27 protein-coding genes are annotated in these 20,922 nt (G+C 58.5%); 1 reads left to right on the top strand and 26 read right to left on the bottom strand.

From position 1 onward, the window contains the following. Complete coding sequence (locus M0P74_00870) at positions 1-2,679, bottom strand: phage tail tape measure protein (GenBank protein ID MCK9362147.1); 2,679 nt, start codon at positions 2,677-2,679, stop codon at positions 1-3. Between the two features lie 23 nt (positions 2,680-2,702). Here M0P74_00870 and M0P74_00865 point away from each other — a divergent pair, with 23 nt between their 5' ends. Then, positions 2,703-2,972 (top strand): hypothetical protein, encoded by a 270-nt coding sequence (locus M0P74_00865; protein MCK9362146.1) that lies wholly within the window; start codon positions 2,703-2,705, stop codon positions 2,970-2,972. Positions 2,973-3,038: 66 nt separating this feature from the next. Here M0P74_00865 and M0P74_00860 read toward each other — a convergent pair whose 3' ends face one another. The 25 genes from M0P74_00860 to M0P74_00740 all read right to left on the bottom strand — a co-directional run bounded on the left by M0P74_00860 (position 3,039) and on the right by M0P74_00740 (position 20,909). Beyond that, positions 3,039-3,695, bottom strand: a complete 657-nt coding sequence (locus tag M0P74_00860; GenBank protein MCK9362145.1) for a hypothetical protein — start codon at positions 3,693-3,695, stop codon at positions 3,039-3,041. Next, a complete protein-coding gene (locus tag M0P74_00855; GenBank protein ID MCK9362144.1) occupies positions 3,692-4,300 on the bottom strand; it encodes a transglycosylase SLT domain-containing protein in 609 nt (202 codons plus the stop codon). The genes M0P74_00860 and M0P74_00855 overlap by 4 nt, the downstream gene beginning before the upstream one ends. Beyond that, positions 4,224-4,538: a hypothetical protein gene (locus M0P74_00850; GenBank protein ID MCK9362143.1), complete on the bottom strand. Its 315-nt coding sequence runs from the start codon at positions 4,536-4,538 to the stop codon at positions 4,224-4,226. The genes M0P74_00855 and M0P74_00850 overlap by 77 nt, the downstream gene beginning before the upstream one ends. 94 nt (positions 4,539-4,632) lie before the next feature. Beyond that, positions 4,633-4,983 (bottom strand): hypothetical protein, encoded by a 351-nt coding sequence (locus tag M0P74_00845; protein MCK9362142.1) that lies wholly within the window; start codon positions 4,981-4,983, stop codon positions 4,633-4,635. Positions 4,984-5,068: 85 nt separating this feature from the next. Continuing rightward, positions 5,069-5,581 (bottom strand): hypothetical protein, encoded by a 513-nt coding sequence (locus M0P74_00840; GenBank protein ID MCK9362141.1) that lies wholly within the window; start codon positions 5,579-5,581, stop codon positions 5,069-5,071. Between the two features lie 102 nt (positions 5,582-5,683). Beyond that, positions 5,684-6,700: a hypothetical protein gene (locus tag M0P74_00835; GenBank protein ID MCK9362140.1), complete on the bottom strand. Its 1,017-nt coding sequence runs from the start codon at positions 6,698-6,700 to the stop codon at positions 5,684-5,686. 89 nt (positions 6,701-6,789) lie between these two features. Further along, on the bottom strand, positions 6,790-7,308 hold the full coding sequence (locus tag M0P74_00830) for a class I SAM-dependent methyltransferase (protein MCK9362139.1): 519 nt from the start codon (positions 7,306-7,308) through the stop codon (positions 6,790-6,792). Between the two features lie 37 nt (positions 7,309-7,345). Next, the gene (locus M0P74_00825; protein ID MCK9362138.1) at positions 7,346-8,017 is read right to left on the bottom strand and encodes a hypothetical protein; all 672 of its coding nucleotides are present in this window, start codon (positions 8,015-8,017) and stop codon (positions 7,346-7,348) included. After that, positions 8,014-8,535 (bottom strand): hypothetical protein, encoded by a 522-nt coding sequence (locus M0P74_00820; protein ID MCK9362137.1) that lies wholly within the window; start codon positions 8,533-8,535, stop codon positions 8,014-8,016. Before M0P74_00820 ends, M0P74_00825 begins: the two co-directional genes overlap by 4 nt. Next, positions 8,532-9,011: a hypothetical protein gene (locus M0P74_00815; protein MCK9362136.1), complete on the bottom strand. Its 480-nt coding sequence runs from the start codon at positions 9,009-9,011 to the stop codon at positions 8,532-8,534. The genes M0P74_00820 and M0P74_00815 overlap by 4 nt, the downstream gene beginning before the upstream one ends. Further along, positions 9,004-9,570 (bottom strand): hypothetical protein, encoded by a 567-nt coding sequence (locus M0P74_00810; protein ID MCK9362135.1) that lies wholly within the window; start codon positions 9,568-9,570, stop codon positions 9,004-9,006. Before M0P74_00810 ends, M0P74_00815 begins: the two co-directional genes overlap by 8 nt. Further along, positions 9,558-10,091 (bottom strand): hypothetical protein, encoded by a 534-nt coding sequence (locus M0P74_00805; protein ID MCK9362134.1) that lies wholly within the window; start codon positions 10,089-10,091, stop codon positions 9,558-9,560. Before M0P74_00805 ends, M0P74_00810 begins: the two co-directional genes overlap by 13 nt. After that, a complete protein-coding gene (locus M0P74_00800) occupies positions 10,088-10,621 on the bottom strand; it encodes a hypothetical protein (GenBank protein MCK9362133.1) in 534 nt (177 codons plus the stop codon). The genes M0P74_00805 and M0P74_00800 overlap by 4 nt, the downstream gene beginning before the upstream one ends. Position 10,622: 1 nt before the next feature. Beyond that, positions 10,623-11,240: a hypothetical protein gene (locus M0P74_00795; GenBank protein ID MCK9362132.1), complete on the bottom strand. Its 618-nt coding sequence runs from the start codon at positions 11,238-11,240 to the stop codon at positions 10,623-10,625. Continuing rightward, on the bottom strand, positions 11,237-11,545 hold the full coding sequence (locus M0P74_00790) for a hypothetical protein (protein MCK9362131.1): 309 nt from the start codon (positions 11,543-11,545) through the stop codon (positions 11,237-11,239). The genes M0P74_00795 and M0P74_00790 overlap by 4 nt, the downstream gene beginning before the upstream one ends. Further along, complete coding sequence (locus tag M0P74_00785; protein MCK9362130.1) at positions 11,535-11,687, bottom strand: hypothetical protein; 153 nt, start codon at positions 11,685-11,687, stop codon at positions 11,535-11,537. Before M0P74_00785 ends, M0P74_00790 begins: the two co-directional genes overlap by 11 nt. Continuing rightward, the gene (locus tag M0P74_00780; GenBank protein ID MCK9362129.1) at positions 11,687-12,001 is read right to left on the bottom strand and encodes a hypothetical protein; all 315 of its coding nucleotides are present in this window, start codon (positions 11,999-12,001) and stop codon (positions 11,687-11,689) included. The genes M0P74_00785 and M0P74_00780 overlap by 1 nt, the downstream gene beginning before the upstream one ends. 35 nt (positions 12,002-12,036) lie before the next feature. Beyond that, on the bottom strand, positions 12,037-13,206 hold the full coding sequence (locus M0P74_00775) for a major capsid protein (protein ID MCK9362128.1): 1,170 nt from the start codon (positions 13,204-13,206) through the stop codon (positions 12,037-12,039). A gap of 69 nt (positions 13,207-13,275) precedes the next feature. After that, positions 13,276-14,100, bottom strand: coding sequence for a head decoration protein (locus tag M0P74_00770; GenBank protein MCK9362127.1), 825 nt, complete (start codon positions 14,098-14,100; stop codon positions 13,276-13,278). Positions 14,101-14,158: 58 nt separating this feature from the next. Next, a complete protein-coding gene (locus M0P74_00765) occupies positions 14,159-15,451 on the bottom strand; it encodes a S49 family peptidase (protein ID MCK9362126.1) in 1,293 nt (430 codons plus the stop codon). A gap of 12 nt (positions 15,452-15,463) precedes the next feature. Further along, the gene (locus M0P74_00760; protein ID MCK9362125.1) at positions 15,464-16,987 is read right to left on the bottom strand and encodes a phage portal protein; all 1,524 of its coding nucleotides are present in this window, start codon (positions 16,985-16,987) and stop codon (positions 15,464-15,466) included. Continuing rightward, a complete protein-coding gene (locus tag M0P74_00755) occupies positions 16,984-17,196 on the bottom strand; it encodes a hypothetical protein (protein MCK9362124.1) in 213 nt (70 codons plus the stop codon). Before M0P74_00755 ends, M0P74_00760 begins: the two co-directional genes overlap by 4 nt. Before the next feature lie 533 nt (positions 17,197-17,729). Next, a complete protein-coding gene (locus tag M0P74_00750) occupies positions 17,730-18,278 on the bottom strand; it encodes a hypothetical protein (protein MCK9362123.1) in 549 nt (182 codons plus the stop codon). A 194-nt stretch (positions 18,279-18,472) separates the two neighbouring features. Further along, on the bottom strand, positions 18,473-19,384 hold the full coding sequence (locus tag M0P74_00745) for a TIR domain-containing protein (GenBank protein MCK9362122.1): 912 nt from the start codon (positions 19,382-19,384) through the stop codon (positions 18,473-18,475). Between the two features lie 352 nt (positions 19,385-19,736). Continuing rightward, a complete protein-coding gene (locus M0P74_00740) occupies positions 19,737-20,909 on the bottom strand; it encodes a hypothetical protein (protein ID MCK9362121.1) in 1,173 nt (390 codons plus the stop codon). Positions 20,910-20,922: the final 13 nt, after the last annotated feature.

The following is a 20,922-nucleotide window of genomic DNA, read 5'->3' as shown; positions in this document are numbered from 1 at the left end:
TCATATCCCCACTAAAAACTTCTGACCCTCGGCTGTCGCCTGTACTTGGATCGCACTTAGGATTTCGAACATGAATGCCTCCAGATGAGGCTGCAATCCCGCTCCATTAATCGTGATCATGGCATTGCCGGATCGCATAGATTCGGTACGAGCCTTCAGATTGTCAGCCTCGGCCATCACCAATCCCTTTTGCAGTTCGAACGTCTCGTTGCGGCGGTCGTTCTCATCCTTGATCGCCTGCTCAATAACCCCGGTTCCACCCTTTTGCTGTCCCAGAGCAGTCACGTATGACCCCAGCATAGCTGACAGTGTGTCCCCGGTGCTGACGATAGACGTGTCAATCGACTTAAAGGTGGCCTCCAGGGCCTTCGCCGCCGCTTCAACCTGAGCAATGTCCAGTTTGGCCTTCCATTCGATGGATTTCTGGATGATGTCGGCCTGCCCCTTGATCTTCTCCACGTCGAGTTTCGTCTGGATATCGACCTGCTTGTCTTTTGGAATGGCCGCGTCGAGCGTCTTCTGGACCTTCGATATGCCGGCCGCGTCGGCTTCCACTCCGACGTTGGTCAGGAGGATGCGCCCGTCGGGGAAGCGTTCGATGATCATGTTGTTCGCCTTCTCGATGGAGGTGCCGTCGGCCAGGACCTTCACCCCCACAGTGCGCAGATCGGGAAGCTCGGTAATTTCTTTATTGATCGCGGCGACCTTCGCGGTGGTCTCCTCCATGTCCTTCATTTTGATGGAGGTGGTCTTTTCGGAGGGGAGCTCGGTGAGATTCCTCTTCAGCTCGGCCACCCGGTCGCGGCTGGTTCCGGTTTCAGATCCGAGGCGCATCAGGCCGTCGCCGAGGCGGGAAAGCCCTGCCGCGGCCTCCGTCCCGTTCTTGACGAACGAGTCGCCAATGGTTTCGCCCCAGGAGGTAAGTTTGGCCTTCATCGTATCGAGGCCCGGGAGCATTCCAAACGTGAGATTGTCAAGAAGATTGACAAATAAGCCGCCAACAATAATTGTCATTCCTTTGATCGCCGTCAGCAGGATCTCAAAGCCGTTCCACAAGACCGTGGTTCCGCCGGCGATGGTATCGAAAAGACCGCGCATCGAGACGCCGAACTCGTCGATGGCCATAATCGCTCCGACGACGCCGAGACCCGCGCCCTCGATCGCCTTGGAGAAGGCGAGGATCTTGCCGATCGTCTCCTGGGTCTCCGGCCCTCCTTTGGCCATGGTGGTAAAGAAATCGACGATCGTTGAGGCGAAGGGCCGGAAGGCGTCAACCATCCCGGTGGTCACGTTGATCAGGCCAGTGATGATGTCCACCACAAGCTGCAGCACCGCGGCCAGATCGTCGGCCTTGGTAATATCCAGATCTCCCAGGTAGCCGCCCATCGCCTCGCCCAGATCCTTGAGGGCCGCGATCAGGCCGTTGAAATCGAGCGCGGACAGCGCCTCGGGGAAGGCCTCGGCTACGCCCTTCAGCCATATTGCGATGGATCCGGCGACGCTGTCCAGGTAGTTAAAGAGCGGGTCGAAGGCGCCGGAATCGACGCCGACCTTGATCCCCTTCATCAGGTCCGAAAGCCCGCCGGCGATCTGGCCATATTCGGGCATGAACTTCTGGCCGATCTCGATCAGGGTGACCTTGAACGAGTTGGCCAGGCGCTGGTTGATGTTGTCGAACTCCTGGGCGACCTTGTCGTAAGCGATCTTGGTTGCGCCTGCGGAATCGCCCATTTCCTTGAGCGCGTCCTTGAACTTCCCGGTCTTGTCGGCGCCGAGGATCATCACCGCGTTCAGGGATTCGACGGAGCCGAAAAGCTCGCCCATCTTGCCGATGTTGCCGCCGGTCGCCTTGTAGGCGTCGTTCAGGACTCCCTCGAAGCCTCTGGTCTTCAGGGCCGTGTCGTTGAACTGTAACCCGAGCGACGCGGCAGTCTTCTCCGCTTCAGCCGTGGGCTTGATGATGTTCTGGATTGCCTGCCGGATCCCGGTGATCGCCTGGGAGGTGGGGAGCCCCGCCACGGTCAGCGCGGCGATGGCGGCAGAGAGGGTTTCAAAGGGGATGTTGGAGGTGGCCGCCAGTCCGGTGACCATGGCCAGGCTGGAGGAGAGCTCTTCCAAGGTGGTCTGGCCGAGGCGCACCGTGGTGAACATGATGTCCGAGTACTTGCCCGCCTTGTTGGTCGATTCTCCGTAGGCGTTCAGGGTCGAGATCAAGACCTTGGTGGTCGCATCAAGCCCGGCCCGGCCGGCCACGGAGAGTTTTTCCGCCTCGTTGACGAAGGCGATCGAGCTCTTGTAGTCCACGCCGGCGGAAATGGCGTTGTAGATGGCCTGGTTGATGTCAGAGATCGACTTGACGGAACTGGTCGAATAGTCAAGGATATCTTTCCGGAATTGGTCGATCGGAGCGCCGCTGTCCTTGATCAGGGTGGATATCTCGCCGAATTTGCCATTGAACTCCCCGGCCGTCTTGACCGCGTAGGCGAGACCGCCTATGGCCAGGGCCGCCAGCGCCGCGTCGGTCTTGACGACGGAATCGGCGATGCCGGCCAGCGGAGAGGTAATACTTGAGACCGTACTGTTCAGGACGGAGAAATCCTTCTCGATGGCGCCGATGGTCTGTGAAAGCTCATTTTTTCCGCCGAAGATGATCTCGACGGTCTTTTTCAGGTCAGCCATCCGTTCCTCCCGTAGATCCGTTCATGTTTCTCCTGGCAGCCGATGCAGCGCGTCGCGTCCGGGACGGCCTCTCGGCGGTCCGCGGGGATCTCCTCCCCGCAGTCGATGCAGTCGGCGGCGCGCGGTTGATGCCTCTGGGCGATCCGGGAGGAAAAATGGGACGCGATTGCGATCTCACGATACTGTTCGTCGTACTGCTGTGCACGATCGATGATGTCTCCCATCACAGGCACCTCTCGTTGGTTCCGGATTATTTTTGCACCGCCGTCTTTTTCAGCTCCCGGAGGATCTGAAGGAGCTCGCCCCGGCTCGCCTTCAGGACCTCGATGTCCTTGGCCAGGTTTTTCGCGTTTGCGTCGTCAACACAAAGCAGGCCCGTTTCCGCCCTGGTCCATGCGACCGGCCAGTATTGCGGTTCCGCCGGAAGCTCCGGCACCTGGGCTGGGATGTATTCTGTCCGCACCACCTGGCGCGGGGAACATGCCATTAAAAAAATCAAGCAGAGGATCAGGGCCGCGATAAATAGTCGTTTCATGGAATGCCTCATTCGTTTCATCGTCGCAGGTCTCTCCCAGCGCCTGCAGGCGGGCGCAGAGAGCCCGGTTGATCCTGCTCAGCGTTGCGATCGCGTTCCGCTGCCCTTCGATCACGGTCCCGGAGGTGTCCGGAAGATCGGGACCGGACGGAGTCACCGAATAGGGGGGAATCTCATCGATGCGCCGCAGCTTGGCGATCAATGTATCCTTCGCCTTCACCCTGGCCGCCCAGGAGCTGCCGACCGAAGCCACTTCCTTCCGGACGCGCTCGATCGTTGCCAGATTCTCCTTGTTTGCGGCCTGGCAGGCGTCGCGTTGCGACTCCAGGGTTGAAATCTGAGAGCGGAGGTTTGCCATCCGCCAATTCTGGATCTTCCAGACCGCGCCGCCGCCGGCGGCCAGGCCGAGGAGGAGGATCACCGCCGCGGCGATCGCCGTGGCCTTTGCATTGCCCAAAAGGGCGAGGATGGACTGGATCATAGGTATCTCCGATACTTCCTGGCCGCGGCCTTGATTTTGTCCGGGTAGGTGCAGTTCACCACGCACATATCCAGGACGCCCCATTTCATCCGGATCTTCTTCCGGTCACAGCAGGCGTCGACCGCCGCGCGGTCGCAGCTCCTTGCCGCCTTGATCTCCCGGTTGATCCGGGACAGCCCGCCGTTGTAGGCCCGGTAGGCGTAATGCCACTCCCTGCAGGAGACGCCCGACAGGAGGCGGACGTTGTAGAGGATGAGAGCCCGGATCGCCCAACGGGGATCATAGGGGGCGGCCTGGTCGCCAAACTCGTGGAGGGACTCCTCCCGTTCCTGCATCTCGGCCGCCGTCGCCGGCATGAACTGTCCGAGACCCGCACCGCCGTCAAAGGCCGTCACCCCCTCGTCGCACCGGCTCTCGGTTTCAATCTGGGCCATGAACTCATCCGCGGGGGCGTCCATGCCGGCGTGGTAGCGGGCCTCGCGGATCACCTGCGGAAGGTATTTCAGGCATCTGTCCGGAGCGTTTCCGCTATAGACCCAGGGTAAGGGCCAGAATAACAGCGCCGTACAGAATGCCGCGAAAAAGGAGAATCGAACGTTTTTCATCGGGTAAAAGCCACTCCGATCTGCCGAACACCGGCTTGAAAAAGATTGCCCAGATCAACTCCGCCAGACCGACGGCAAGCGTAACCAGGCAGACCTTGTAGGTCATGATCCGGATCTTCTCGACGCCGTGGGTGAAGAGGAGGATCGGGGCGACGATCGCAAGCACGAGGCCGAAGCGCGAGAGGTATTTCAGCGTGTCGCTGCGGCGGTCATACGGTCTGGGACGTAAAGGGTTCATGGGCTACCTCCTCGTTTTACGATGCTTCTTGCGGGCCTTCCGCTTCTTCAGCTTCCGGGCCTCTTCCTTCAGCGATACGACGCCGGTTTTCATCTCAGTCCGGCCTCTCTCTGCGCGATATGGCTCGGTCGCCGGGGATGCCACCAGAACAGAAATTCTTCATGACGTTGTGTTCTCCCTGTAGGGTATCCACCTGTTTGCAGACCACATCGAGTTTCTCGAACAATCGCCCCTGATTGCGGTCGATCTTGGCCAGGGTTCGGACCATGAAAAAGCAGACCAGTGTGATGAGCACGCCGATCAAGATCGTCATCAGATCGGCGTGCTCATTCCAGGATGGACTCGCCGCCGGAAAGGGGGAGGGTACCGCGGCGGCGGACATGCTCGCTAAGAACATTGCCGCCATGGTCAACAGGATCAACGCGAGGATCGGGTATCGTCTCATTTTTGTTTCCTCATGGTCTCGTAGTATCGTTCCCAAAGTTCGATCTCGGTCCGTGTCAGGAACCCCTGCGGGAAGAGGTCCGGCCTCAGCTCGTAGAGGAATCGCCCCCTGGCGTAGCCGAGGGCGAGGCAGGCGCGGACTTCGGCGTCTCGCCAGAGGGCGGCTGTTTTCCCGGCATCTGGCCCTGGCCCGTCAATGCGGCGATCTTATTGGTGAGTTGGAAGAACTCCACCGGAAAGACCTCGCAGAGCCGGACGGCCAGTTCCTGGGTGCATTTCGGATCGACGCTGCCGACGACCAGGTGCTCCAGCCGCTTGGCCACGTCCTGCGGAGTCGTTCCTCCGATTCCCAGGAGTTCTTTGACCGCGTCCGCCTGTTCCTTGGCCGCTCCGGAGGCGAGCCCCTCCATGATCGCGGCCATGTTCCTCATCCGCTCCGGGGCCTCGTTCGCAACGCCGAGCTCCTGCCCTGTCAGCCCGCGTACCTTCCAGAGGGGCTTCGCCTCTTCCGGAAAAAACGCGGCCAGGGCGGGGACGGCGACCTCGTCGGTCCGGAGCGTGAATTTTGTCTTCAAAAATTTCTTGGCATCGAAACTCATCTATGTTCCCTCATTCGGTTTTTTTAGGGGGGGGGGCGGATTTCAACCGCCGTCGCCGCCGTACCATCGGCGGGCTCTCGCTCCTGAGCTACCCCGGTTTTTCTACCCCGTCACTTCCACCGCCGCGGCTTCCGCGGAGATCGTACAGGCCGCGGATATCTGGTCGCCGGCGGGGAAGGTCCGCGCGATGCCGAGCTTGCCCTGGGTGAGGATGTAGGGCGTGGAGTTCAGCCGGTTCTGGAAGAACTTGAAAAAAAGAACCAGGTTCTTCAGACCCAGGATGCCGTCGGAGATCCCATCCTGCATGAAGGCGGTGAACGACCCCTGATTGAGCGAGGAACTGGAGGCGCCGAGAGTCGTCCCGTAGATCTGCTTGGAGCTGACGCTGTGGGTTGTCTCCGGGGGCACGAAATCGCTCGACTTGGGCACATCCGTGAAGGCGGGCTCATAATACTGCGCATAGACCGCCTTCGGCACGGGGACTTCCGGGGAGACCAGGGAGTGGATCAGCGGGAGGGCCGAGGAGAAGACGATCCCGGCATTGCCGATGACGCCACCGGAGATGTTGAAGCGCGACTCTTCCCAGGTCGGATAGTCGTAGCGCTCGCAGTGGGTGCCCACCACCTGCTTGATCTCGGTCGCGGCGATCGCCGCCGAGGCCGCCGCGGAGAGCCAGATCTGCGCGAGCTCGATCGAGGTGGGCAGAATCAGCGGGGGGCCGCCCGCGGCGCCGCGCGTGGTAGAGAGTGAGGTCGATTCCTCGCCCTTCACCGCGGAGATCGCGCCGGCGGAGGTGACGGTGATCGAATATTTGACGTGGGAAGCCGTCGGTCTCGCGATTGAGAGATCCGCGGAGGCGTTGACGGAGGTCAGCACCCCGGCCAGGTAGCAGGTGAGGGCCGCCACGTCCACCACGTCACTGGATCCGGAGGTGGCGATGGAGACGACACCGCCGGTGGCCAGGCCGTTGGGCTTGACGTCCGGCTCGTATCCCGCCCGGTTCGACCAGAGCGCATCGGCGCTCCGGAAATCCTTGTGGTCCCCCTGGTCGGTCAGGGCGACAAACGCGACCAGGTCCTGACCGCTCTCATATTGTACCTTTGCATTGCTTGCATCCATGGTTCATTTCCTCCTTGTTGTCGGTTACCGGGGAGACCCGGTTCAGTAATTTGCGCAATTTGGCAAACTGACGTTTATGCTTGACCACTTTACCCTGCCGCTTCGCTTCTCCCAATGGTGATATATCTCCGCGCATGCTCCGGACTTTTGCGCGACTCGACGACCGGCCAGTGATCCCGCATGACGTCCGTCCAGAAGGCCGCGTCGCCCTTGATCTGCGTCATGTCCCCCCCGAGGCGGATATCCGGCCAGTCGTAATTCTCGATGATCAGGTTCCGGCAGGTGCGCCGCATCTCGGACATAATCCGGCCCAGTTTGGCCGGGTCGCAGGTCATCAGAACGTTGATGCAGATCCCCCAATCGGCGACGGGGAACTCCGTCGGAAGGGCCTCCAGGGGCGAGACCACGTAGGTCAGGCGGTCGCCGATCATCGCCCGGATATTGGGTTCCAGTGCCGCGTCGGCGAAATCGATCATGTTGACCCGGGAGCAGAACTCCAAGAGGCCCGGTTCGGCGCGTCCGGTTCCGGCGCCGTAGTCATTGACGACGCTGCCGGCGGGAATGTGCTGCCGCAGGAACGGCAGGAGCCGGAACGCCGTGGAACCCAAGCGGTAGTGGCCGCGATTCCAAACATCGTTGAACAGTTCAGGCGTGGTCATCGATCCAATACTCCTTTACCCAACCGTCGCAGTCGGGCGGTTTCGGCTTGCCGTGGAACATCACGACGGCGCAGTCGGGCGGGTTTTTCCCCGCGAGATGGTGCAGTTTGTAGGATTGCACGAAGCGCTCGGGGAGCAGGCCGGCCAGGTTGGGAAACGTCCTATTGACCCACTCCTGATCGCCGTCGTTCGCGTTGGTCGGCTGCCCTGCCAGGACATATCGGTCCCAGATCCGGACGGCCGAGCCTACCCTGAGCAGGACGACCGACGAATTCCCGTCATGCTCGCGCCGGTCCCGTTTGCACCACGTTCCGGTCGGCCAATCCCTGGCCATGGCAAAATCTGATGGGTAGCGCAGGAGATCGTCCAACGCACCGGTGATCACCACATCGAGATCCAGATAGAGGATCCTGGATGTCAAGATGCCCGGCAGGGAGTTCATGTAGAGACCCATCTTGCCCCACCATCCTTTGCCGTCATAGGGCATCGGCTCCGTCCGGACGCAGAGATCGATTCCCTTCGGATCGTCGGTGAAGCAGACGAACTCATAGGGCACCGCGGAAACGTGGCGGCGGACCATCGAAGCCAGAATGTTGACGTATTCCGGTCCGTATTTGTCTCCCCATTTGATGCAGCAGACGGTGATTTCCGGAATCATGCCGCACCTCCAAAGAGATAGAGGCGGCCCCATGGTCCGAAATCTTTCTCGGCTGCCGGCGGAGCGCCGTTCCATTCGATGAATTTGTCTCGTGAGATCCCCTGGCCGACGGCCTCAACTTCCGGGCACTCGATGATGAGCTGCTTCGCAATCCGTTTCGCCTCGCGAAAGCACTCCCCCTGGACCGGAAAAAGGTGATGCCAGACGCGGAGCGCGATCAGGAGCTTGTATCTCCGGGAGGCGAATGGCCAGGGCAGGATCCGGGCATCGTGACGGATGATCCCCGGAGACTCCTCCTGCCACTCCCCGGAGGGCAGATCCATCCGGTCGCTGCCGTTGACCAGGCCGGCGCCGAAGGTGCCGATCTCCAGTACCTGTTTCGGATCGGAGATGCCGAGTTCGCGGATCCAGTCGATCGCGGCCGCGTGGTACTGCCAGCGGGCGCGGTAGCTTTTCCAGAGCGGGTGTCCGGCGACATTCGCTAAGTAAGCCCGATAGTCGAGAAGTTCGAGGCTCATTTCCTCACCTCGACATTCGGGACGGTTTCGTGTCCCAGCGCGGCGAGGATCGAGCAGCGGTTCTTTCCGTCGCCGACCAGATAGAGGCCGTCCCGCTCAATCATGGTGATCGCCGTGCCCATGGTGGGATCGTAGCCGCAGAGCACAATGCTCTGCACGAGGGGGATATGGTAGGCGTCGCAGCGCATCCCGGCCGCCTCGAGAACGATCCACGGATCTGCATCCCGTTTTAACGCCGGCATCACGATGCGCCGCTTTTGATAGATATCCCGGACGAATATCTCTGTCGAACGCTCGCGCTGTCGTGCCGGAGAGGCATAGACCTGCGCGAGAAACGCGGCGATCATCTCCCGGCAGCGCTCCGGACGGCCGGCCATGTAGGCCTGGTAGCCGAGGCAAAGCGGGCCGCCCAGTACCGGCATCTCCGGTTCGCTGTCGTAGTGGATCAAATGGATGGGGACGGTTTCCCTATTCATTCAGCCAATCCTCCGTATAGGGGCCGAGGAGCTCGCGGGTGAATCCGGACATGGAGCGGACCGGGCAGCAGCGGAGCAGATCGGCGATCCAGCACCATCCGACCTGGAAGGCGGCGTAACGGCCTTCGTCGATCGGGACGCCGGCGAGGACGATCTTCCGGTAGCCGAGGCGAAGAGCGACCTTCAATCCCAGCATCGCGGACGATCCGGAATAGTGGTGGTGGTTCCGGGGATCGCGGGAGCCGAGCCGGGGGCGGCATTCGCGCGCGCAGGTCGGCGGGGTGAATTCCGGGTAAACGCAATCGACGCCCTCATAGACGTTGTTCGAAATGGCCAGGTAATCCGTATTGAGCCCCCGGAGTTTCCGGAGCTCGCGGATCGCCGGGAAGTCGTTCTCATGGCTGACGTGGCACTTCAGTACCGGGATGGTCTCCGCAGCGGGCGACCCCGCGCCGATCAGCATGAAATCGAACCGCTCCCGGCTGGAGATCTTTTCGAGGTCCTCCAAAACGCAGGGGGCGGCCCCGGCGATGATCAGAAACCGTTTTACCTGGGACATGGCACACCTCCGATCAGCCATTGCTCGTCCGGGGATCCCAGAAAATCGCGGGTCCAGCCGGACATGGAGCGAACGCAGCCAGCGAGCTCCTTTGTCCGCTCCTTCCAGCCGTCGCGGAATGTCGAATAGTCGGTCGATTTTTCGTTCCTGCCGGTCAAAGGGCATCCGCAAAGGATAATCCGTTCGTAGCCGAGCAGCAGCGCGGCCTGCACACCGAGGAGGGCCGAAGACCCGGAAGGCTTCCACCAATCGGCGATAGCCATGGCCACGTTTTCGTTTTTCTCGTGGCAGATGATCTCGAAATCCACGCGGCCGATCAGCTTGGTCCGGCGCTCGATGATCTGAGGGATGTCGGCGAGATGATAGGTCGCGCACCATTTGACTGGCCAGGCGTATTTGTCCACGGCGTCCAGGCCAATCGCCATGAAATCGTAGTTGCAACAGCGCGGAACCGCGGCGATGTCCAAGAGGACGTCCGCGTGAGAACCGGTGATGATCAGGGGGTTTGTCTGCTCGTTCATTGCTTGTACGGGTCTCCGATCTCCGTGTAGTAGGTGACCTCGAATTTCGCGACGGCAGGAACAGAGGAGGTCCCTTCCTCTGGATATTCTTCCGTGCCGCCTCCCTTGTAGCGGATCGCTTCGGCCAGGGGAGGGGAATAGATTATGGGCGATCCGGCGCCCGGACGGCGGCGGTCCCATGCGGGATCCGTCAGACAGAATTTCAGGTCGCCGAGGATCCGTTCGGCGACCACGGACGCATCTTCTTCCGTGGTCGCAAGGCCACGGTTGACCGCCTCCATGCCAAAGAAATGGAATCCTTCCACGTGGATGGTCATCACATTTTTGTCCTGGCCATGGATCTGCTCGGTCTCCTCGGGGAGAGGCCAGACATCAATGCAGGGGACCTCGTCCGGGTCGATCCGGAGACGCGCGCGAAAGACCTGCGCTCCGCAATCCGTGTAATAGCGGCTTTCCGGAGACGCGACGATCCGGATCGCGCCGAGGCGCGTCACGATCTCCCGGATGATTAACTCGCGGATGGTTTCCATTTCACTTCACCTGACTCAACAGATAATCCACTTCATGCCGCATGTTCTTTTCCAGACGTTCCCCGGCCAGCTCCATGAGCGTGGCGATGATGCCGGGATCGCCCAGATAATCCTGGATGCGCGGACCATAGAGCGCCTTCACGGGAAAACGGTATTGAAACGGGAGGTTCTTATAACCGCGACCGGGAACCGGTTTCTTGTGAGTTCCCTTCCATTTTCGCCAGTAGACCTGGTCGGCTCGCTGATCGCCTCTGATACGCGCGATGAAGGCGTGGGCGATCGTCGCCCGGGGATTCTGCTTCAGGACTTTCACGGAGACGCCGGTATTGTTCTGACGCGCCCCGAACTTGATCAGGCGGATGAACGTCCCCTGGCTCGAAACGACTCCCGTCGGATCTCTGAATTTGGCTTTTCCAATCTTCCAAGAGTCGCGGATCGCCGACGCGGTCAGCGCATAGTGGTCGGAGAGGATCTTCGTGCCGTCCGTGCGAACGCCGGTCAACGTCAAGTTGATCCCGCGGGCATTCGCCTTGTCTACCTCGTCGCGGTTCAGCCCCCTGAGCATTGCACGGATGCTCTCGACGTCGCGAGGGTTGATGTAGATCGCGGGTTCCGTCATGTCACCACCACCTTGACCGTCAGCTTGTCGTTTTCGAGAGGAGACTTGACCTTGTAGACGATGCCGTCGACGGTGAACGTCTCGTCCCGGTTCGGCTCGCGGCCGATCTCGGAGAGCAGCGCCTCGATGGTGGTTCCCTGGGCAAAAATCTGGCCCGTGGTCCCTCCCGGTTGCAGTTTGACGTTGAAGTCAATGAAGACATGGCAGGGAATCGCGGCGCCGATCGCCGGGGTGAAGAGGGCCTCTTCCCCTGCCTCGGAAAACACGTCCGGCAACGCTTCGGCGAATACGGCTCTAAGTCCCATGGATGACGTTCCCCTCTTCGTCCCGGACCGGGTTGCCCGATTCATCCAGGATCGGCTCGGCCGCCGCGTCGTCGAGGACGGGGGGCGTCAGCCGGACCGGTTCCAGAATGGTCGATGCCATGGACGGGTTAAAGTTGCTCATCAATCAGCCCCGCTCGTCACGATGACGTTGTAGGTTTTGTCCGCGTCGAAGCTGGCCGGGGTGAACCGGATCTCTGCCGCGAAGCAGGGGCCGAAGGTCTTGAGAAGATCGGTCCCGGTCAGATCGAAGCTCCCGTCGAGCGTCACGAAATCCGTGGCGCCGGGTGAGCGCACCGCCACCGCCATGGTCCCGGCGGAGGGAGTCGCGCTCACCTCCGCCTGTATCTGGTGGCGGCTAAACTTGTCGGATGCGCCCAGGAGAACGGTAAACGCGCCGCCCGCTTGGGTCTTTCCCGTTACGGCTTGGTTGAACATGATGTCTCACCTCCGCGCTTTATCGAAAGGCCGCGCTACGATGCAGCCGAGGTTACCTTCACCAGCAGACCGGGCCGGTAGCAGATCGGCAGCGGGTTGCTCTGGATATGCAGATCGATCCCGCGGCCGAATTTGCGCAGCTCCTGCTTGGCGTAGAGCGGGATGCCGATCGTGTTGACCGTCTCCACAAAATCGCCCGGCGCGTAGATCGTGTTGAAACTCTGGCTGGTCCCTTCGGGATAGCAGTGCCCCTCGCCCATCAGCGGGCTTGCCGTGGAGGAGATGAAGGGATGCGCCGTGCCGTCCATGTCCGTGGCCGTACCGCGGTACTCCTCGAAGGTGATGCCGCCGAACTTGAAGCCCTTGCGCGGGTCGGCTGCCAGCAGTTCCATCGCCGCGGCGTGGTTGAGGTAGAACTTCTCCACCTCGGGATGGCTGACCAGCATGTCAAAGAAATTCGCCGAGCAGAGGCAGCGGACGCCGGTATAGATCTCGCCCTGCAGGTTGTCCTCAATGTGGCGGATAACGGCCATGCACTTCTTTTTCACATCTGTGGTCGAGGTGCCGAGGATGAAGGGAACGGTCTTCGCCGTGATGCCGAACTCCGTGTAGAGGTTGTATAGGGTGGAGCCGTCGGAGTCGAGGATGATCCCCTTCAGGGCCCCCATGCGGAGGTGCTCCAGGGTGATGTCAAACTTATCCCGCCCACTCTGGAGATGGTCGGCCATCACCGAGACGAGGGACGCCATCTCGTTCTCCGAGCCGAAGGCGCGGATACCCTCGTATTCAGAGGGAAGGATCGCGTCGTCGAGCGGGATATGAGGGACGCTCAGGGTTCTGACCTTGCGTTTGCCCATCTTGTTCTGCGTTCCGGGAGCGCCGACTGGAAGGGTCGGAAGAAGGTTCAGGACGCCGTTCTTCTCCTCCACGATGATCGTCCGGGTGCGGACCCCCTTGTCGGGGAAGATGCCGAGCTGGCCCACGCGTCCGTATTTGTTGGGCAGGATGTTGATCGACTGGGTCATCGAAACCATGTTGAAGGCGTCCTGGTCGAAGGGGTTCAGCACGATGGCCAGGGATGCCCCGGCCAGGAGTTCGACTCCCGGGATCGACCATTCCATGATCCGGCAGAGGATCCCCACGACGAACAGGAAAATGACTGTCAGCGCCCTGCCGGTCCCGTAATCCTTGAAAATCTTTTTCATTTTGAAATTCCTCCTTATTTGGATGGGGCAATCATTCCCCTGATTCGTATGAATACTTCATGAAGGCGCTTACGCCTCTTCCCTTTCCACAATTCCCTTTGCGGCAAGTTCGGCCAGTGCCGTCGCCTTCTCCGCGGCGGAAACCGCCGGAGAGCCGTCGGGCCAGACCAGGTTGTCACTCACGATGACCGCGTTTCGGACGATGGCCACCGCGGCGGTCGCGGCGGTCGATGCGTCGCAGTCGTCGGTGAGTATCCCATAGGCGTTTTGCGATCCGTCCACCGCGGTGGATGCACCGACCTGTATCTCCTTGACCTGCCCGGAGCCCACGGCCACGGCGATGGTCCAGATGTCGCCCACGGTGATCGCGGGGCTGGCGTCGGAGATCGTGAAATTTACCGCCTCGCTGGTGTAGGCGCCGAGTGCGGCATCGGGCAGCCGGAGACCATCCGGATCGGTGACCTCAAAGGTCGCGTCAAGGGGGCTTGCCGTATAGGTCAGGCATTTGATCTTATAGGTTCCCAGCTTCGTCTTTGCGTCGGCGGTGACCGAGGCGACCGTGCCGGCCCCGGTGTTGTTGCCGTCGGCGGTTCCGGTCGTCGGCGTGGATTTGGTGATCTTGCCGATGACCGCGCCCATAGAGAGATTCTGCCCGACGGCCACGGTGACCACCTCCCGGGAGAGCCGGCCCGCGTTGTCGTCCTCGTAGCGGACAACGTCCCTGAAATAGTTCCCTTCCGAGAGCGCGGTTACGCCGAACATCACCAGCGGAAGCTCATGCCCTCCGGATTCCCAGCCGAGCAGCTTGCGCGCAAAGGCGGCCAGAACCACAATCGTCATAAGCACGAACGTGGCGCGAATCCCGAAAATCTTTCCCGAAAAAATGTTCTTCATGTTTTTTTCCTCCTTAAATTCGTCGTTTTCGTACAACTTCGGACAATGCGGATTCGCACTATTTCGCGCCGGCCCTCTTACCCACCTCGGCCAGGAGTGGGTTGACGTCCCCGGTCGAAAGCGCTCCGACCGTCGAGGTGACCTTTTTCCTGTCTGCCTCGGACGCCTGGGCCTCGACGATTTTTGCCCTGGCCGACTCCGTCGAAAGCGTCTCGTCCTTGACATAGGCGAGCGCGTCCTTTAGCGGGATATGGGCCAGCTCGCAGGCCTCCATGATTGTAGCCGAGCGCGCCTGGGCCTCATTCTTGCCTTCTGTTTTGCCGGCGGCCAGGCCCTCGGAGCGGGCGAGCGCCTCCGCTGCCGCGACCAGTTTTTCCGCGTCGGCCTTGGTCACCACTTCCTGATTCGCGGCCGAGGCGTCCTTCGAAACCAATGCCGCCAGCGAATCCCTAAAAGAATTGAACAACTTTTCAATTTCCGCTTTCATAACCCCTCCATATTTTCGGTTGTTGAGCTTCGCCAGGAACTGATCCCAGGAAAGGACCGAATCGGCGAAACCGATGTCCACTGCCTTCTTGCCGTCGTAAATCATCGCTTCCGTCCCGCGGACGGCCGCCGGAGCGATGCCCAGATTGCGAGCGACCGTGTTTACAAAAAGATCGCAGGTGGTGTTGACCATTTCTTGACCGACCGCCTTGGCCTCCGGAGAGAGCGGGGCGTGGCTTGAAAAATCGACCTTGTGGCTGCCCGCATAAATCGGCGTGAAGGAAAGGCCAGTGTTTTTGTCCCGCTCGCTCTGGTCGATGTGCATCAGGATCACGCCGATGGATCCGGCCGATCCGGTGCGGGCGATGTAGCGTTTGTCCGCCGCGGAGGCGATCGCGTAAGCCGCGGAGTATCCGTAGTCGTCGAAGACCGCATAGGTGGGCTTCTGACCGCGGGCCTGGTAGATGTCGTCAGCCAAGTCGAAACATCCGGCCACCTCGCCGCCCGGGCTCGCGATGCGAAAGACGATGCTCTTCACGTTTGGATCGGCAAGCGCGGCCTGGTGCTGGGCGCGGATCTCCTCGTAGGAGGTGTTCCCGAACATCATCCACGCGCAGAAATCGGCCCGGTAGGTGAGGTAGTTGTAAACGCCGATTACCGCGGCGCCGTTCACGATGTTCAGTTTCAGGCGCGATTCCGCGGCGGCCTCCATTTCGATCATCTTCGCGCCCAGATCGGTGGTCGCACCGATCGACTCCCAGGCACGGAGCGCGTTGCCCAGTGTGGAGACGAAATAGGGAGAGATCAGCAGGGGCTTATTGAACACGCCGTTGATCAGTTGATGGGGATATGCTCTCTTGTCCATCGTTCACCTCGTTTAGGTCTTGGTCGAATCGACCACCGTTTGATCGGCCGCCGCCTGGATGGCGCCCGATTTCTGGGTTTGCCGGGGGTCGCTGTCGTAGATCAGGCCGAGGGCGTCTGCCCGGGAGTTGTCCTCGGAGATCTCACGGTCCACGGTCTCGGCGTCGCCGCCTGATTTGGCGATGATCGCGGACCGGGATTTGAATCCGTTCCGCACCGCCATCTGGTCGGCGAGCTGATCTTTCACCGGATCGACCCAGGGCCAGCCATCCGGACGCCAGTCGATCTTCAGGTATTTGCCGCGGTTGTCATAATAGTCGCGGATGGGGAGGATCCCGGAGATCACGGCCGCATCCATGAAGGCGGCGGCCTTGCTCTGACAGGATTTGAAGATCATCACCTCCCGTTGCAGGAATTCGATGATCCGCCGCGCACTCAGGGAGCCGGCCCGGATCGAGGAATAGTTCACGCCGGAGAGGTCGCCGGTCAACTGCTCGTAGGTTTCGCCGGGGATCCCGCGGGAGATCTGCCGGAGCTGCTGCTTGTTGTAGACATCGTAATTTTCGCCCACGTCGGCGGGTTTTGAGTAGTTAACCTTGACGCCCCTGGGAAGCCGCAGCCATGACCCAGGTTCGAGGGGGGCGATCTCCCGGTTGGCGTCGTCGGTCGTTGTCGAACGGCCGAAGAAGGCGGAAGGGTCGCCGGCGGGAAGGCCGCCTTCCTCCTCGAAATAGCCGCCGAACATCGCCGCGCCCTTCTTCCGAACGAGCTCGGCGTCGTCGTATTGGTCATACTCGTGGCACTTGACGATGATCGCGCTCATCCAGGGACGGCCCCGCATCTGGCCGGCGCGGATCGGGAGGTAAATGTGTTCGATGTCGTAAGCGGGGATCGAAACCCGCTGGGCAATGGCGCGCTGCGTGATATAAGATTCTCCGGGGTGCTCCGACCAGATCCAGTAGGCGACGCGCTGGTTGTCGCGGTTGATCTCGATGCCCATGCGGATCTCGTTTCCGGAGGGGCTTACGGTGTTGTAGGTCTCGTCGAGATGATCCGCTTCGAGGAGCTGAAACTGCAACGGGACGGGAAGGCCCAGGGAGGCGCTACGGGGAATTTTCCTGCAGAGCATTTCCCCGGCGTCGAGAAGGCCCTGCCATTCCAGAGCCTGTATCCCGTAGAGGCTGCTTACGCCGTAGTAGTCGGCGGTCTTCACGAACTCTTTCCAGAGGTCCTGGATGTCCTTCTTGAGGATTTTGTCCTCCATATCCCATCTGGGGAAGATTCCGGAGCTGATGGCGTTTGCGGTGTTGTCGATGGAGGCGCCCTGGATCAGGGGGTTGTTCCGGATCAACTCCCGGGTCCGGGAGCGCAGGCGGTTCAGCGATCCGTAGAGACTGGCGCTGGGGCCGGCGGTGTTCGTGCCCCAGGTGGACATCCGGCGTCCCGTTGCGGAGCCCTCGTAGATGGAATCGGTCAGCGCGGTGACCGGAATCTTCCGGCCCCTGTTGTCCACGATCTTGAGATACGGCTCGTTCATAGTCCCTTGCTCGTTGAGAAGAGAATGCAGCGCGGCACCGTGGAAACTTCCGCGGCGATCTTGTCGCGCAGCGCCGTCAATACCGGGATGTCCGTGTTGCTGTACTCGATCGACTTGTCGCCCATGGAGAGGCGCACCTTGCGCGTGCCCGATGCCAGGGCGATCAGGGCGTTTTCGACTGCGGTCAAATTGGCGGCGGTAAAAGCCATTTCGATCTCCGTTTTGTGCCGGCGGGGTTTTGCGCGCCCCGCCGGGCTTTCGCTGCCGGTTTCCGGAATGCCGGGAACCTTTTCGGCCGTCCGGGAAGACCGGCCATTCGCAGAGTCTTACCCCGGCGCGGGCGTCTTGGTCCGGCCCCCGAGCCGGGTGCTCAGAAAATTCGCGGGCGCCGACGGACGGTCGATGTTCCGGAAGCGCCCATGTGAAAGAGGTGGATCAGTTGCCTGTAGAATCTCACAGAGGAATGAAGACTTCCAGAGCCTCCATATGGCTCCATATAGCTCTGTTTAGAGAATTTTTAAGATCGGGATGATTTTTGTTAATTGAAAGAGGTGAGATGGGTATGACGAGATAATATTCAAGCTATTTGAATATAGGAATTCTTTATTGAAGTAAACGACGGCGGTCTTTTTGATTTTATAGCGGAGTTACAGAATGACGCTTATTCGAAAGGAACAAAAATCTCACCGGGTGGCAGGCGCCGTTTACTGCCGATCCGGTGCAGCGACTCGTTGGATAATTTTCATTTATCAACCGCAAGGTATTTTAGTTTCTTCCATCTCGAAACCTGCTGCCGCAAAGGAATTGCTTTGTGTACAGCGAGAAACGCCGCGGCTTTGACTTCACTGGTTTTGACATCTTCGACGTAGTTCCGCACCGCCGCTTGAAGGTCCGCAAGGATTTGGAAAGGGTTTATTACTGTCTTACCGGTTTTTGTATCCTTGCAAAGGTGAACCTGACGCGCCCAAGGTTCGTCACGGCAAAGGATTGTATATTGGCCTTCCATGGAATAGCTATGGACAAGCCCGCAGCGCACGAATTCATAGAATGTGTCTGGACCATATGCCAATGAGAAATATTGCTTCAGGAATGCGATGTACTTTAGGCGATTTCCAGAGCTCTTCGGGTTGCCAGAGCTGAATTTCGCAAGCAAGTCAATAGCGCAACACAGGAGGATCGTCGCGGCTAAAGCTTGCCCGTCTTCAAGGCACAGACGAATAGGACGATAGGTGTAGTTCTTAAACCGGAAGGCGAAACGATCAATTGGCTTCAATGTGTAGTTCTTCTTCATTCTTATCATCCAACGGCGGCGTGTCCAGCGCGCGGCAGCGCGTACGGACAATGACGACGTTGGTGCTCCGATCATCCTAGGTAATTTAGGGACACCATACTAAATTTTGGATAGGTCTTGGGAATTAAGTATGGTGTCTGCCCCCTCTTTTTTCCCTTTATTTCCCCAACCTTTGTCTAAGGTAGTTGCCCTCGTTATCCTGGTAGAGAATATTTATCACGGTTATCTGGGTAGAGAATACCTACCGATTCACCCATATTTGCGGCGATTATATTTTTGATTTCTTCAATTTCAGCCTTTAAAAAATCCATTTCAGCAACCAGCACATTTCTTTTTTCATTATCCTCAATATCGCCAATATTTATAGCTTTACGTTGATTAAGGCTATGAAGACACATATCCAATTTATTTTTAAGGGCCTTCAATTCTTCCACAGATAAAAGTGACGGGCGTACCTCGTTAGATGGTGATAGCCTTACCCCCACCCCAAAGCCGCCCCTTTTTTCCCTCTTTTCTGAGTGTTCTTTGGCAGTCCTTTCTGCAAGTTGCCTTTCGATTGACCGAATTCTCTCTAGTACCTCACCTAGTAATTCGGGCACCTGCCGTGGCCTTACTGTCTGGTCAACTAAAGTGGTCTGAATCATAGAAAGCTTTTCTTCAAAATCAGACCATGTGAGGGACAACAGGCGGTCAATTTGGGCTTCGGTAGGGGAAAAATCTGAAATCTTACTGATGGTTCCCAAGAGTTTGCGGACTTCATCTTTCGTAGCGCGTGTCGCTTGAAATTGAGCGAGAGGTCCCTGAAGATCTGCCGGCTCCAAAGCAAAGAGAAACGGACAGACGAAAGACGTATCGAGAACTTTTGATAATGCCCCTGCTTCAAATAGAAGCCATGGAGCAAGCATATTCTCAGGGGTAACGCATATAATGCCCATCTTAAGCTTTTCGAGTTTCTTGCTTAGTTCAGCCATCCAGCGTGCACCTTTATCAATGTCCTCTGGCGAAAACCACGGTGCTACAGACTGCATAACGAGAGGAAGCCAGTCGCGAAGGGCCGTGGCAACTTTAAGGCTGCGTTCCCCTGACCAACTTATGAATATATCCATATACGAAACTCCAATACATATTGAAGATAGCGTGCTGATTTAGTTGCATAAAAAGACCCACGAGGAACCTACACCTTCACGCTGAATGTGTCAAATATATATTACAACTTTATAGGTTTAACAGAAATTTGCCTCGTTAAGTGAATTGGGTCGCTTTTCCAAAGTATAGCAGAAAGCCTCTACTTCCCGCTAAGTGAATTGGAGTGAATTGGGGTCAGAGTAATATTAACCTTACTCTGACCCCAATTCTTCGGTTATATCCAATCTGCACTGCATCGGCTGTTTGATTTGCTCAAATGCTTCGCTACGCCAGCGTCCGCTGGGCCCATTTCGTTTCAGGCACGCCCCCCCTCTAATACTCGAGCTCGTCCGTCTTTGTTCGATACTCTTTTTCAAGAAAAATTCGCGTAAGGGTTGCGGCTGCCGCCGACGCTGGAATATGCCAACCGTCCTCTTTTACGGGATTCGCAAAATCAGAGATTCCTCGAATGTCGAGCCAAGGAATTCCGCAATGCTTACATGCAGACGCAAAGCCACTCCCTTCCATTTCGACCGCATAAACTTGATCGCTAAGTCGTTTAGCCGTCTTTGGGAGGCTACCGTCCGCAAGCACCTTCTCACCCACCACAATGATACCGCGATGAAATGTCGGTTTTGCTTTCCAAGCATTTTCGTTAATCGGCTTTGGAAACAATTTCTCCCGATAATGGCCCATGCATTCTTCAAAGCGCTGTTGCCACTGATGCTTGGTCGGGTTAAGGTTCTGAATATTTCGCTTAATATCAGTTGGCGGATCGTAGCCTTCGAGTCGGGGCTGCACCCTCTGAAGCAAATTCCAAAAATAGCGCTCAGATTTACCACCCTCCAAGTCAAATATCTGGAGAGATGCTACAACGTCACCTAACTTAACTTTCGCTTGGTGGTTCCCGCCCGCGATTCCAACTAGAATGCACACTCCGACGCTGAATCGTTCAAAGATATCTCTACACACATTCACGCAGGGTACGTTCCTTGCTTCACCGATCATCGTTATGTAGACAACAAGTTCATCTCCGGCCTGTCTCTGCAAGCGCGTTGTGTAAAACTTGCCGCCACGAATAGTGTGAGTTGCCGCAGCCGAGGAGTCAATCCCAAAAGCGTTCAGAACTGCTTCAAACTCCTCTTGAATAACTGTAACAATAAATATGTCTGCGACGATCTTTTCATACGTCGTGGCACTTTTTCCAACATGACCGTATCGTGTCGATTGATGGATATGCGTTGAGTCCGGTTCCGGGAATGATGTAGTACCGAGATGCCGCCTCACTAAATCAGGAAGTTGAGCATCGAAGGCCTTTTGCCAAATACTGCGCTGGAAGTCCGGGTGCGCTCTTTCCGATTTGGTTGCCAAGTCAGCGCGAGCGTATCTGCGAAAAGCGTCCCGATCATTCGAAGTCAAAGGCAACACGTTTAGTCTGTCGAACACGTCGATCAAGACATCGCACGCAACTGTATAGGGTTCCGAGATTTCAGGATGTGATTGCATTGCCAAAAAAGAA

This window comes from Syntrophales bacterium (genome assembly GCA_023229765.1).
GTDB lineage: Bacteria > Desulfobacterota > Syntrophia > Syntrophales > UBA5619 > DYTH01.
This window is presented reverse-complemented; position numbering and strand designations above follow the sequence as displayed.

Bases quoted from the DNA above. Each gene is read 5' to 3' on its own strand.
- M0P74_00870 (MCK9362147.1), bottom strand. From the start codon at position 2,679: ATGGCTGACCTGAAAAAGACCGTCGAGATCATCTTCGGCGGAAAAAAT.
- M0P74_00865 (MCK9362146.1), top strand. From the start codon at position 2,703: ATGTTTCTCCTGGCAGCCGATGCAGCGCGTCGCGTCCGGGACGGCCTC.
- M0P74_00860 (MCK9362145.1), bottom strand. From the start codon at position 3,695: ATGATCCAGTCCATCCTCGCCCTTTTGGGCAATGCAAAGGCCACGGCG.
- M0P74_00855 (MCK9362144.1), bottom strand. From the start codon at position 4,300: ATGAAAAACGTTCGATTCTCCTTTTTCGCGGCATTCTGTACGGCGCTG.
- M0P74_00850 (MCK9362143.1), bottom strand. From the start codon at position 4,538: ATGAACCCTTTACGTCCCAGACCGTATGACCGCCGCAGCGACACGCTG.
- M0P74_00845 (MCK9362142.1), bottom strand. From the start codon at position 4,983: ATGAGACGATACCCGATCCTCGCGTTGATCCTGTTGACCATGGCGGCA.
- M0P74_00840 (MCK9362141.1), bottom strand. From the start codon at position 5,581: ATGAGTTTCGATGCCAAGAAATTTTTGAAGACAAAATTCACGCTCCGG.
- M0P74_00835 (MCK9362140.1), bottom strand. From the start codon at position 6,700: ATGGATGCAAGCAATGCAAAGGTACAATATGAGAGCGGTCAGGACCTG.
- M0P74_00825 (MCK9362138.1), bottom strand. From the start codon at position 8,017: ATGATTCCGGAAATCACCGTCTGCTGCATCAAATGGGGAGACAAATAC.
- M0P74_00820 (MCK9362137.1), bottom strand. From the start codon at position 8,535: ATGAGCCTCGAACTTCTCGACTATCGGGCTTACTTAGCGAATGTCGCC.
- M0P74_00815 (MCK9362136.1), bottom strand. From the start codon at position 9,011: ATGAATAGGGAAACCGTCCCCATCCATTTGATCCACTACGACAGCGAA.
- M0P74_00810 (MCK9362135.1), bottom strand. From the start codon at position 9,570: ATGTCCCAGGTAAAACGGTTTCTGATCATCGCCGGGGCCGCCCCCTGC.
- M0P74_00805 (MCK9362134.1), bottom strand. From the start codon at position 10,091: ATGAACGAGCAGACAAACCCCCTGATCATCACCGGTTCTCACGCGGAC.
- M0P74_00800 (MCK9362133.1), bottom strand. From the start codon at position 10,621: ATGGAAACCATCCGCGAGTTAATCATCCGGGAGATCGTGACGCGCCTC.
- M0P74_00795 (MCK9362132.1), bottom strand. From the start codon at position 11,240: ATGACGGAACCCGCGATCTACATCAACCCTCGCGACGTCGAGAGCATC.
- M0P74_00790 (MCK9362131.1), bottom strand. From the start codon at position 11,545: ATGGGACTTAGAGCCGTATTCGCCGAAGCGTTGCCGGACGTGTTTTCC.
- M0P74_00785 (MCK9362130.1), bottom strand. From the start codon at position 11,687: ATGAGCAACTTTAACCCGTCCATGGCATCGACCATTCTGGAACCGGTC.
- M0P74_00780 (MCK9362129.1), bottom strand. From the start codon at position 12,001: ATGTTCAACCAAGCCGTAACGGGAAAGACCCAAGCGGGCGGCGCGTTT.
- M0P74_00775 (MCK9362128.1), bottom strand. From the start codon at position 13,206: ATGAAAAAGATTTTCAAGGATTACGGGACCGGCAGGGCGCTGACAGTC.
- M0P74_00770 (MCK9362127.1), bottom strand. From the start codon at position 14,100: ATGAAGAACATTTTTTCGGGAAAGATTTTCGGGATTCGCGCCACGTTC.
- M0P74_00765 (MCK9362126.1), bottom strand. From the start codon at position 15,451: ATGGACAAGAGAGCATATCCCCATCAACTGATCAACGGCGTGTTCAAT.
- M0P74_00760 (MCK9362125.1), bottom strand. From the start codon at position 16,987: ATGAACGAGCCGTATCTCAAGATCGTGGACAACAGGGGCCGGAAGATT.
- M0P74_00755 (MCK9362124.1), bottom strand. From the start codon at position 17,196: ATGGCTTTTACCGCCGCCAATTTGACCGCAGTCGAAAACGCCCTGATC.
- M0P74_00750 (MCK9362123.1), bottom strand. From the start codon at position 18,278: ATGAAGAAGAACTACACATTGAAGCCAATTGATCGTTTCGCCTTCCGG.
- M0P74_00745 (MCK9362122.1), bottom strand. From the start codon at position 19,384: ATGGATATATTCATAAGTTGGTCAGGGGAACGCAGCCTTAAAGTTGCC.
- M0P74_00740 (MCK9362121.1), bottom strand. From the start codon at position 20,909: ATGCAATCACATCCTGAAATCTCGGAACCCTATACAGTTGCGTGCGAT.